This window comes from Bradyrhizobium sp. 33ap4, assembly GCF_032654765.1.
In the GTDB taxonomy this organism is placed as follows: Bacteria; Pseudomonadota; Alphaproteobacteria; order Rhizobiales; family Xanthobacteraceae; genus Bradyrhizobium; species Bradyrhizobium australafricanum.
In genome coordinates this window covers 20,358-32,464 of the sequence record NZ_JAUMTJ010000045.1, presented here as the reverse complement: position 1 = coordinate 32,464, position 12,107 = coordinate 20,358, and the positions used below count along the sequence as shown (strand labels likewise).

General features: G+C 58.4%; 9 protein-coding genes and 1 pseudogene. 6 read left to right on the top strand and 4 right to left on the bottom strand.

The genetic code is table 11. The features are described 5' to 3' along the window. Nucleotides 1–84: 84 nt before the first annotated feature. Nucleotides 85–996, top strand: a complete 912-nt coding sequence (locus tag Q2M23_RS29680) for an ABC transporter permease (protein WP_316397947.1) — start codon at nt 85–87, stop codon at nt 994–996. 1,502 nt (nt 997–2,498) lie between these two features. Here Q2M23_RS29680 and Q2M23_RS29675 read toward each other — a convergent pair. Next, complete coding sequence (locus Q2M23_RS29675) at nt 2,499–2,999, bottom strand: hypothetical protein (RefSeq protein WP_316397946.1); 501 nt, start codon at nt 2,997–2,999, stop codon at nt 2,499–2,501. A gap of 221 nt (nt 3,000–3,220) precedes the next feature. Between Q2M23_RS29675 and Q2M23_RS29670 the strand changes: the two genes are divergently transcribed. From Q2M23_RS29670 to pyk, 5 genes are all read left to right on the top strand, one after another. Further along, nucleotides 3,221–4,474, top strand: a complete 1,254-nt coding sequence (locus Q2M23_RS29670; protein WP_316397945.1) for a Tm-1-like ATP-binding domain-containing protein — start codon at nt 3,221–3,223, stop codon at nt 4,472–4,474. Further along, on the top strand, nt 4,461–5,291 hold the full coding sequence (locus Q2M23_RS29665; RefSeq protein ID WP_233443082.1) for a phosphoenolpyruvate hydrolase family protein: 831 nt from the start codon (nt 4,461–4,463) through the stop codon (nt 5,289–5,291). Before Q2M23_RS29670 ends, Q2M23_RS29665 begins: the two co-directional genes overlap by 14 nt. A gap of 30 nt (nt 5,292–5,321) precedes the next feature. Next, nucleotides 5,322–7,100, top strand: coding sequence for an FAD-dependent oxidoreductase (locus Q2M23_RS29660; protein WP_316397944.1), 1,779 nt, complete (start codon nt 5,322–5,324; stop codon nt 7,098–7,100). A 344-nt stretch (nt 7,101–7,444) separates the two neighbouring features. After that, nucleotides 7,445–7,921: an Lrp/AsnC family transcriptional regulator gene (locus Q2M23_RS29655; protein ID WP_253590501.1), complete on the top strand. Its 477-nt coding sequence runs from the start codon at nt 7,445–7,447 to the stop codon at nt 7,919–7,921. Between the two features lie 114 nt (nt 7,922–8,035). Beyond that, nucleotides 8,036–9,448: a pyruvate kinase gene (pyk, locus tag Q2M23_RS29650; RefSeq protein WP_316397943.1), complete on the top strand. Its 1,413-nt coding sequence runs from the start codon at nt 8,036–8,038 to the stop codon at nt 9,446–9,448. A 276-nt stretch (nt 9,449–9,724) separates the two neighbouring features. Here the strand turns inward: pyk and Q2M23_RS44135 are convergent. The 3 genes and pseudogenes from Q2M23_RS44135 to Q2M23_RS29640 all read right to left on the bottom strand — a co-directional run. Then, a pseudogene (locus Q2M23_RS44135) lies at nt 9,725–9,819 on the bottom strand (DNA ligase); the annotation flags it as partial. Between the two features lie 1,129 nt (nt 9,820–10,948). Next, entirely contained in the window at nt 10,949–11,107 is a 159-nt protein-coding gene (locus Q2M23_RS29645) for a hypothetical protein (protein ID WP_176731286.1), read from the bottom strand. 748 nt (nt 11,108–11,855) lie between these two features. Then, a complete protein-coding gene (locus tag Q2M23_RS29640; protein WP_057019405.1) occupies nt 11,856–12,041 on the bottom strand; it encodes a hypothetical protein in 186 nt (61 codons plus the stop codon). Between the last annotated feature and the right edge of the window lie 66 nt (nt 12,042–12,107).

Sequence of the window (12,107 nt, the reverse complement as noted above, 5' to 3'; positions counted from 1 at the left end):
AGATCGAGATCAGGTGTAGAAGCAAAGGCGCAGTTTGCCCAGTTTTACAACCGTCACCGTCCCATCATAAATGCGATAGGGCCATTGTTGCTGCTGATGGCAATGGTCGCGGTGTTCGCCTTGATCAATCCGCGCTTTTTGAGTTGGATAAATCTTTTCAATCTCATGCGGCAGTCCTCGATCCTGCTGATCGTCTCAACAGGCATCACATTTGTAATTCTCATGGGAGCGCTCGACCTTTCGGTTGGAGCCATCGTGACGCTTGTGGCAATTTCGTCTGCGGTTCTGATCCGTGACTTTAATATAGGTGCGGCCGGAGTAGCCGTCGCTGCCGCAGCCCTTGGAGCTCTGTGTGGCCTCGTCAATGCTGCGCTCGTCCTTCGACTACGGCTGCCCTCTTTCGTTGCCACGCTAGGCACGATGACAATTCTTAGTGGCGTGTCCACGTGGATCAGCGGCGGTGGAAATGTGTTCTTTCAAAGCCCCAACCTGACGTGGATTGCTTCCGGTTCTGTGATCGGTCGTATTCCGAACTCTGGAGTGTTGGCACTTCTCATTTTTGTGGTCGCGTCCGTTGTCGGTGCGAGAAGCCACTTCGGAAGAGCCCTTTTTGCGATCGGCGGTGGTGGCCTAACTGCTCGACTTTCGGGGATTGACGTTCTTCGTACCAAAGCCGCCGCATTTGTGGTCTCCGGAATGCTTTGCGGAGTTGCGGGCTTGCTCCTTGTCGCACGGACATCGACGGGAACGTCGCGCATGGGAGACGATCTGCTGCTCCAGGCGATCGCCGCGGTCGTGATGGGCGGAACCGCGCTATCTGGAGGTTCAGGCGGAGTCCATCGAACGCTAACCGGTGTTCTGGTGATTGCCGTGCTGCAAAATGGTCTCAATATCGCAGGCGTGCATACATACCTGCAAATCATGGTGACGGGCCTGATCGTAGTTCTATCTGTTACAATAACTCTCGATCGATCCAGGCTAGCCTCCATTAAATAGCGCGCATTGTAGTCGCGATATGGACCAAAAACGTCCTCCGTGTGGCTCGCGCCATCGAAACGCACATTATGCCGAAAACAGGACCTGCGGCCGGATCACTCGAGCGCTTGAGGAAAAGGTGCGGTCGGTCGACATCGCCAGTTAGGCTGCTGATGGCGGTTAAGCGAATGGCGGGTCGAGAGCTCCGTTTCTGGATGTATCAGTCGAATGCCTATCCAAGTTGTTTGCTGGCCCGATGTCGTCAGAAAATTCCGATCGGTGAGAGGCTGCCCGTCCGTGTACACTTGCATTGCCGCGAACATGCGGGTCCGGGCGTGGCTTCGGAAGCGAGCTGTGTCGGACTCGTCGGTTCCTGTGGAAGCACGGGTGTGCGGTGAGACTCCTTCTGCACCAGGAAGGAAGCCCAGTTGCGCAAGGGATGACGAAGTGTCGGTTGCTCTGACAGCCGCGCGGGCCGATAGTGCCGGCGAGCATCTGTTGAGCGAATTGGTGCCGTGACATTCCGCAAACATCGGGTTTCTAGAGCTAACCTTCGCGTCAGACCGGAAGACAGCTGCGCCTGATGCGGTCGATTTACCCAATGCTACCCAGATGCTGAGCTCGTACGCAGTGACCAATCCGGGATCATCTGAATAATTGCGACCGGCGGCCAGAATTCCGTTCTGATCTCTTGGGTCCGCTGGCAGACCGGATCGTCTGCTTTCTCCCGAGACTTGAGCCGCTGCCGGAGAAAGCCCGGCAGCGGTTTTTTTGAGCTTCATCATTGTAGTCGACAGAGTAAGCTGATTGCAGCCAGGCAGATCGACGGGGCAGCGTAACGATGGTCGTGCCTGAAACACCTAGCCGTTGTGCAATCGCATTTTAACGAAAAGAAGTGACGGCTGCGAACGAGATCATTGGACAGGGCGGCATCGGAAACGATGTGACGAGTGCTTCAGGGTCATGCGAGGCTCGGAGCCGGCGAGTTCATCGACCTGGACGCCCGCGCTGCCCGCATGTCTCGATGCCGTGCACCCTCGTCGCAAAGTCGCGCGCTCGAAAATCTGTGATCCCGCGGCGTTTCAGCGGCATCACGACGATCAGCCCCCATATCCTGCGACAATAGCCGTAATAGCAGCAGTCAGCGATGGGCCGCATTCAACTTCTAGCTAATGCCTATTGCGATGCCAGCTACGACTGATTCTGCTAGCGACGCGGTCATCTCGCGAGGGAGCCCAGCGTTGTCGCTCCGAGTAAGAAATGCAAAAACTGCGCGCTGAATGCCGCCCCAAATGGTAACGAGCTGTTGACGCTCCCAGATACCCATATCAGGACGGCCTTGACACCGCTGTTGATCGCCGCCGCACCAACCAAGTCTAAAAATGCGCTGTCAGCGTGAGAATGATTTATCGAAGGTCAAACGAACCAGGCTTCATCGCGGAAAGGCGCCCAGCGTTGCGGTGGGTTTTTCAAGAAAAATCTCTCATCAGGAAGCTGCGGATCTTGGAGAGCAGTCCCGCTCATCACTTTGCTCCAGTTGGCCCCGTCGAAGCCGCTCCATCCAAAAGCGCGAACATTGGTAGTGACGATCCATGTTGGCCAAGGCTTACCAGCTCCATCTGTTCGCTCATCGTCCGGGTAAGAGCCTCTGCTGGTAGATGGATGAGTCCGTCTAGATGGGAGCCAAGTCGCGTCTCCGCCGCGGTAATTTCGGAATCGCTCGCGATGGCAAACAACGCCTTGAAACCAAGGCTTGTGAACCATTCCATCCGCCGAAGTTCGAGCTCCTGTCCGGCATCAATAGGCACGCCCGCCGCCGACCGCTCGATCATAGATGCCGGCGGGAAATTGGCGACACCGGTGATGCCGGCATCCTTCAACGATTCGGCAATATCCTCCCAGCATGCGAAGGGATCGATCATGAGGATCGCCGCATAGACATGAGGAGCGGACGTTGCCTTGTCGAGGGTACGCAAGTCTCGCATAAGGCAGTCGTTCCAGTCGAGGATTGGCAGGGTCGCCATGACTAGCAGGGAGCCTTCCGGAAGGCTGCGCAAAGAGGGCGCGTAGACTTGCAATTGTGCGCCTTTAGCTATGTCCGACATGTGGGTGGCAAGTTTGCCGGGAACTCTCGCTCTCACCGCTTCTACCCAATCTTACCCATCTGGAGGACTCGCCGATCTTATACCCGGGTATAGCCGGGTCTAGACCACCTGTTGTTAGGAATGGTTCTGGGAGGAAGATCGTGTCTCACCATTGTACGGACGGCCAGAGGTCGGCCCGGGATGGTAGCCTGTCCGAACTGGCGACTGGATCCGCGACTACGGACGCGGTCGCGATTGTGGCCACGCTGGATACCAAGGGCCGCGAGGCATCTTATCTCGCCGACATTATCGAGGCGTGTGGCCGCACGACCATCCTGATCGACGTCGGCACGAAGAGGGATGACGGCGACAAACAAGCCGATGCGAAGGCTCCGACCGAACTCTTGAAGCGGATTGCTGAAAGGACACGCGTTAGGGTTGGTGACCTCCTGGGCTCAGGAACGATCAGCGCGATTGTCGGGGTTGCGGGGGGCAGGGGGAGCGCGGTTTTCGGCGAGGTTGTGTCTGAGCTGCCTTATGGCTTTCCGAAACTTCTGGTGAGCAGCGCAAGGCCTGCGTTACTCGCCGAATTGGCCACTCAAAGCGACATCATCCTCTATCCGACGCTGGTCGATCTCTTCGGCATCAACGCCTTTACCACAAGGGTGCTCGAGAATGCGGGGCGGGCCATTGCGGCCACGCGCTATGCTCCCGTCAAGCTTGGACGAGACAAGAAGATCGTTGCGATCACTGCGTTCGGCGTGACCACGCCAGCGGCCAACCAGTGCGCAGCGCGCCTTGCCGATGCCGGCGTAGACGCCATCGTCTTTCCGGCGAACGGGGCGGGCGGCCGTAAGATGGAGCAGCTGATCGCTGCTGGCGAATTCGACGCCGTCATTGATTTGACCACAACGGAGCTCGCAGACGAAATCGTTGGAGGCACCGCAAGCGCCGGTCCGGATCGGCTCAAGGCAGCGTCGCGGCAAAACATTCCGCAAGTGATCGCGCCCGGTGCGGTCGATATGGTCAATTTTGGCCTGCCATCGAGCGTTCCTGATCAGTTTCGCGCTCGCCAGTTCTACGCCCACACGCCTTACACGACGCTCATGCGCACAACTGCATCTGAGAACGCGAGCATTGGCCGGTTCACGGCAGAACGCCTATCGCAAGCAAAAGGACCCGCAATTGTCCTTTGGCCGGCGAAAGGGGTGTCCGATTACGACCGCCCAGGCGGCATCTTCTACGATCCCGTCGCTGACAAGGCTTGGCTGGATGCGGTCAAGGAACATCTCCCCGCGCACGTCAGGGTCCGCGACCTGAACTGTCACATTAACGATGGCGAGTTCGCCGAGGTTGCCGCGGCATGGATCCTGGAACAACTCACGCAACGAGGTTCATCCCATGCGGATGTTTGAGCGAACCGAAATTCTTTCCAGGATCGAAGGACAGGTGGCGGAGCGAAAAGCAATTCTCGCGGCAGGTAGTAGCTGCGGCCTGGTCGCCAAATGTGCCGTTCTTGGAGGTGCCGACATGCTGGTAGTCTACTCGACCGGCCTGTCGCGCCTGATGGGGCTACCCACGAGCCGGATTGGCGATTCCAACGCACGCACGCTCGAGCTTGCGGCGGAAATTCGTAATGTGGTGTCTAGCGTGCCGGTGGTTGGCGGCATCGAGGCTTGGGATCCTCTCCGGCTCGACCTCGATGCTCTTTTGGACAAGTTCTGGGCTGCTGGGTTCTCCGGCGTCATCAACTACCCAACGATCTCCACCATGGGTGACAACTGGCGTGACCGCCGCGGCCGCATCGGCCTCGGCTTTGAACGTGAGGTCGAACTGATCGCTCTCGCGCGCAAGAAGAATATCTTTTCGCTCGCCTATGTCGCAAGCGCTCAAGACGCCAAAGCCATGGCAAGTGCGGGGGCCGACTGCATCGTCCCACATGTCGGCGCAACGCGCGGCGGCCTGGTTGGTCACGAGGACGGCCAATCCATAAAGGAGGCGATCGGGCGCATCAATGAGATCAACGCGGCGGCGCGAAGCGTCCGGTCGGACGTTCTCTCGCTTTGTCATGGCGGGGCAATTGCCGAGCCTGAAGATACGATCGAGGTCTATCGAACGACCGAATGTGTCGGCTTTGTTGGCGCATCCTCAATCGAAAGAATTCCAATTGAGCGGGCAGTGAAGACAGCGGCGGCGGAATTCAAAGCTGTCCCGCTACCGCAAACCCACTGACATTCACTGCAATACGTGCAGCGAGGCCGCATGACCACACCAAATGACCGAGCTAAACCTGACACGATCGCGTTCACCTCCAGAGGAGGAACGAGGCCGGATCAGGACTGGGAAACAGATGTCCTCGTGATCGGCAGCGGCGCGGCTGGATTGTCGGCGGCGCTCTATGCGGCAAAGGCGGGGCTGCGCGTCATTGTGTGCGAGAAATCTCCACGTCTTGGTGGAACGACGGCCCTGTCGAATGGCATGATCTGGGTTCCTTGTTCTGCTCAGGCGCGCGCGGCTAACATCGCTGACACCATCGCCAATGCGAGGACATATCTGCAGCACGAACTTGGCGTTCATTATCGCCCGCAATTCATTGATGCTTATCTTGAAGACGGCCCAGCGGCGCTAACCGCCCTCGAGAACGGCACGAGCGTCAAATTTACCCTGGCCTCTACGCCTGATTATCACTCGAGCCAACGTGGCGGCGCTGATAGGGGGCGGGCACTGAGCCCGGCCGCTTATGATGGGCGGCTTCTAGGCAAGGATTTCGATTTGATCGGCGACCCCATTCGGGTTGTGCTCGGGGGCATGATGATCTCATCAAGTGAGGTGAGAAGCTTTCTCAACCCGCTCCAATCTGTTGCCTCGCTCAAACACGTCCTAACTCGCCTGAGCCGCTATACGCGGGATCGGCTCAGCTTCAGGCGTGGTACTGAGCTCAGCGGAGGCAATGCCTTGATCGCGCGGCTGCTGGTGAGCCTGCGCGAGTACGGCGTGGAGATTTGGCCATCCTCTCCGGCGCTCGAACTCATCAAGGAAGGCGGGCGCGTCACCGGTGCCGTCGTCAAGCGGGTCAACCTCAACGTCCACGTGCGTGCCTCGCGTGGTGTTGTTCTCGCAACTGGCGGCTTTGCCCGGAACGCGCAGTTGAGGACGCACCTCAGTGGTGCACACCAGCATGATCTTACCTTGGCCCATACCGATGTTAACGGTGACGGCATTGGGCTTGCAACCGCGCTCGGGGCCGCCATCGACAAAGACGTTGCATCCGCCGGCTTCTGGACCCCAGTCTCAATTCTGAAGCGCGGTAGAAGGGCGCAGGTCGTCCCATACGGTTGGCTCGACCGCGGCCGTCCTGGGGTCATTGCTGTCGGTCCAAATGGCAGACGTTTTGTCAACGAATCGAATTCGTACCACGATATTTGCCTGGCAATGTTTGAGAACGGATATCCAGCAGATAAGCGATTTTACTTCATCTGCGACCACCATTTCGTGCGATTGAGGGGCATGGGACACCTGCTGCCATGGCCCTGGACGTTGAGCATCGGCAAATATGTCCGGCTTGGCTACATCAAGACAGGTGAAACGATTTCGGAGCTCGCAAAGCAGCTGGGACTAGATTCCGCTGTGCTTCAAAAGACGATCGAGGAACACAACGCGCACGCTGCCCAAGGGCGGGATCCGCTCTTTATGCGTGGGGAATCGGCTTTCAATCGCACCCTCGGCGATCCGGCCGTGGGAAAAAATCCAAATCTTGGACCAATCAAAGACGGGCCATTTGTCGCGTTGCCAATCGTTCCGGCGACGCTTGGCACGGCGACCGGATTGGCGACCGACAGTTACGGAAACGTCCTGGATGCACAAGGCAATACAATCCAGGGGCTTTACGCGTGCGGCAACGACATGACTTCGCCGATGCGCGGAGTGTATCCCGGGGCAGGCATAACAATCGGTCCCGCCATCGTATTCGCATATCGCGCCATCAACGCAATAATGCTTTCCGCAGATCAGGAGCAAAAAGCCGTCGCTTCGGGAGCTTGATCGTCAACCACATTCGTGCGTCGCGGGGGAATATGTGTTCGGGCCCGGGCGCGCATCGATAGAACCGGACTCGGACGGCCTTCTCATCAGCAGCTCTCGGCGGACGTGGGTCCCGGCGGCCGGGTTCGAGCGTGGTGAGCCCGGCGGACGGGGAGATCGCCGCGCCAACTGTGTTCGATGTATCGCAAAGAGCTGGGGTCCCAATGGGTGTTCCAAGGCATATGACAGCGGAAATCGATCGTTCAACAGCTTGGCTGCGCGGTGACGAATCGAAAATGTCAGGACAAGCCGCGCAGGCGTCCGTTTCCCCGGCGCGATCGCCGTCAGCTGGCCGCGAGACAGTGATGCAACTCGACAAGATCGATTTTCGTCTTCTTGATCTCGTCCAACGAGACAATCGCCTCTGTAGCGAACAACTTGGAGCAAAGGTCGGCCTATCCGCATCCGGAGTGCAACGTCGGCTGAAGCGCCTTCGATCCAAGGGTATCATAGAGGCCGACGTTTCCATCATTTCTCCAAAAGCAATTGGGCGGAATGTGACGGCAGTCGTCCTCATTTCCTTAGAGCGCGCGCGTGCCGACACTGTTGATCGCCTCAAGCGGCAAATTCGTAAGATGCCTGAAGTGATGAGCGCATTCTACGTTACTGGTCTTGCCGACGTCGTCTTGCTAGTTACCATGAACGACATGGAAGATTACGAGCGGTTTGCCCGGCGCCTTACCGAAGAAAGTGCAGACATAAAGCGCATTGAAACTATGGTTGTCATGGATCGATTCAAAGCAGGATTCACCTTGCCGATAGCGTCCATCGCATGGTGTTGAGCGACTGACGAGGGGAGGGCATTGGGGTGCTCAACTGCCGTCGAACGCAGTCCGCAAGCGTCTGTTTTTGACTTTATCGCTAGATCGATCTCATTCTTTCAGATGGGGGATACGTTGCATCGCTCGCGTCACGCCAAGATCGTGGCAACCGTCGGTCCGGCAAGTGCCGAGCCTGAGAAGATACGTGCTCTCTATCTTTCCGGTGCAGATGTCTTTCGGCTAAACTTTAGTCACGGAAGCCATCAAGACCATGCCAAAGTCTATGCGTGTATCCGTGAACTCGAGCGAGAGTTCGGCCGGCCGATAGGCGTCCTGCAGGATCTACAAGGCCCAAAGCTTCGTATCGGCTCCCTCGAAGACGGCGGGCTGGTTTTGCGTGCCGGTGAAACGGTCCGCTTTGTGATCGATGGAGCTAAAGGAGCAAAGCAATCGATACCCTTGCCTCATCCGGAGATTTTTGCAGCCGCGCACCCCGGACAAGATCTTCTCATTGATGATGGCCGGGTGCGCTTGCGGATCACCGAGCCAGGAGACGCAGAAATCGTTGCGCAAGTGGCGGTTGGAGGCCGGATCTCGGACCACAAGGGGGTCAACGTACCGGGGGCGATGCTCGACTTATCTCCGCTCAGCAGGAAAGATCGCGCCGACCTCGCGTTCGGCATTGATCTTGGGGTCGACTGGGTGGCCTTGTCCTTTGTTCAGAAACCGTCCGACCTGATCGAGGCACGCGCCCTGATTGGCGAGGCCGCAGGTTTGATTGCCAAAATCGAGACGCCGATGGCGCTCGATCGCATCGACGACATCATCAGCTTGTCAGACGGCATTATGGTAGCGCGCGGTGATCTTGGCGTCGAAATCCCGCCCGAGGAGGTGCCAGGCCGGCAAAAGGAGCTCCTACGCGCCTGTCGGCGTGCCGGAAAATTCGTCATCGTCGCAACGCAAATGTTGGATTCCATGGTGGCTGGGCCGACGCCGACGCGGGCCGAAACCTCAGATGTCGCGACCGCGATCTATGATGGAGCCGATGCTGTGATGCTGTCTGCTGAATCGGCAAGCGGGGCCTACCCGATTGAATCGGTGGCCATGATGGATCGCATCATCAAGAGCACTGAGCGGCATCATCTCTATCGGCCACTGATCGAGGCTTCTCGAGCCGACGTGGAGAGCACCCCTTCGCATGCCGTCGCGGCCGCGGGGGCAGATCTTGCCGCTACAATTGGCGCCGAGGTCATCATCGGCTTCACGGCGGGCGGGACGACGGCCGCGCGGATCTCGCGCAGCCGGCCGCCGGTGCCGATCCTTGCCCTTACTCCGGATGAAAGAGTGGCGCGGCGCATGAGCCTGTTGTGGGGGGTGCACAGTGCCGTGTCCAGCGATCCCTCTGGCTATGAGGAGATGACGCGGATCGCCTCGGCGACCGCGCAGCGCGAAGGCTATATTCGGCTGGGCGAGTTGGCTGTGGTCGTCTCTGGAGTGCCGTTTGGACTTAGAGGCGCGACAAACAATCTTCGCGTTGTCGTATGTTAAGACTAGTCCTTGAATGGCTCTGGCTGCTCATGATGCAGCTCCTTGATGGGCACGCAGCAGAGCTTTGGTCGGGGCAATAGCTTGATTGCGGGTTTGGGAGGCGCCGCCGAAACGATGAATCGTAAACCGCCCTTAATATGTTCAGCGTTCTGAACCTTCGCGGTGTCGGGCAAGACAACGTCAAATGCCCCTCGAAATGTATGGCGGGTCCGGGTGCGCCGCGCTGATCCAGCGCGGATTATCGCGGCAGCTACGGCGCGGCGCGCTCATAGATCCTCAGCGCACGCTGCAGAAGAATGGCGGCCGCGTCTTGCCCTCGGCGGATTTGGCGCGGTACTCGATCTCGGGAGCAGCTTCGGCTCAATCCAGATGGCGTTCTGTACTTGGATGGGCTTGGTAACCTGCACGGGCCTCTTTTCGCAATCGCTCCGTCTTCCTCACAGCAATGCTTGTCGAGAGGATCAATTTGCTTGGAAAGCAAGGAGCTCGCTCATGGCGCTCGCCTCCTATGTTACGCAGGCGGGAGCACCACCGGGCTGTCTGCCACCGACGCCCACGGATTACCCACGGCCGATGATGATGGAACAATGATCCCTCCCGGAAATAGTTGGGAGGAGCTTTGCTCTCCCATGGAGAACTCCGGGCACAATCTAGGCAATTCGCTGCGGGGATTAGGACACTTGATGCCGTCTGACCTGTCCGACCGTCATGTCCAACGCTGCGATGTGCTCAGCGCTCAATGGTCGTTGAACCAAGCCAACCGCCCATCCTTCCGGGACAACGTCCAGCACTCGGTCAAGGGCCTCCTCGCGTGGGGTCGCGGCAAGCCAAATCTGAACTTCGCCGTCATCGGTTGTCACGCGGACCAAATGAATTTCGCTAGCCGGCTGCATAACCGTAAAACCGTTCTGAGCGGGTTGTCTCTAAGCAGAAACCAAGGCCTATTTTTGGTCAGTTAGGAACAGGACCCCGCTGGAGCGGTTTTGACCAAGTCCCGATGCTGTCCCCCACGGCATCCCGAAACCAACGGAAGTTGAGCCCCAGCGACGTGCCGCCGCGCTGGGACTACTTCTTTGAGCTCTCACGCGAAAGGATCCTTACCAGCCTGGGTCATTCTGACCAAGGTGCCGCTCTCGGGGCCACTTCTTCTCATCGACCGCGTCTTAGCCCGGCCCAGTATTGCGCCGGCGGCGCCGCGTCCTGGTGGATCATCGGGTAGCTGATCTTCTCAAACTAGATCCTGCCATCCCGCATCGGGTGGTCCGGCCAGCGCTTTCTGGGGACCGGCGTGATGCCCGTCATATTCAGCGGCCACCCATTTCCAGTCAGAGTGACTATAGAGCCCGGCCCAACGTTGGACTGGCTTTGGCGCACTGCTCGCATTTGAGGGCGCCTGAAATGATGGTAGCGCTGAGCAACGCTCTTGAGACGCCGTGATGACATGAAAACTGTACCATGATCATCTAACGACTACGTAGCGGTACGGCAGGGGCAGGCGTCTCAGAACCATTCGCCCGGAATATACTGGTCCAATAGCAATACGATCAGACCCGTCAGAAGGCCAACACCGCTGAAGATTGCAACGGAGACCAGCGACTCGATTTCTGCGATCGACCCTGACGACGCCCGGGGAAAAAATCTTGCAAGCACTGCAGCCATGTCAATCTCCGGTCGCCGGAGCGGCGCTCCGACAGCAAAAATCGCAGCAATCATTTTCAAAATCAGTCTGACTGTTACTTTCGTCGAATAAGAAGTCAAGCTACCTACCGTGGCTGCGCAAACTCACGACCTCAAAACTCATTCAGTCCGCAGCCTCGGCGCCGTTTCACTTGGAATTTTCCTTTCGCCCTCGTCATGCTGTTCCCATCTTTGGGGTGCCTCAACATGCGGCCCGACGTCGGCCCCGCGACGACCGCAGGGCTTACAGGCAAATGGAGATCGAGGCGGGAGAGCCCGGTGCGATCGGGCCACTGGCCGATCTTGGCTGGCGTGAGCTCGATCGAATGGCTACAGCCATAGCCCGAGTAGTAGGCGAGGAGACCGCGGGCGGCGAACTGGCGCGTCGCCCAGGGCGATCTTGCGCCAGCCATGACGGTCGCTGCCTATAACGGTGGGCCAAGAAGGGCGGCGCCGGCTCACTCATCTTGTGGGTTTAGTGCTGTCTCCGCGGATGAACTCACGGAGCTTTTGCACGATCTCGTTGGCTATTTGTTGATTAATCAGGAACTCGTAGTGCCCGACCGGGCGTCACCACGGTGAATATGCCAGTCTCGGAGTCATCGTCGATTGCCAGCACCCCCGAGGCATGAACTTGGATATCCTCCAAGTCCTCACTGGAGTTAAGCGCGGGATTGGTGTCTTCATTGCTTGCCATCTTTGCAGGCTAGCAGACCATCCTTGGCATGTCTCAGGTCTGCGGCCGACGAAATGGGACAACGTCGCCGTCAGCCGCGCGGATCGCCACGCGGGCCATCTCGAGCGGATCGAACCCGAGGTCAGCCACGGCTTCTGCCACACCCTGGCGGTTCAGTTCGGCCACGATTGCCTCCGTCACCTTCATCAGTCGGGCTGTTTGGGCGGTGGTGTCCGTCATGAGGCCTGGCCTGTGGCCGCCGATCAGGAGGTTGGCGGCAGAAGAGGGTTAATTTTCCGCTATTCG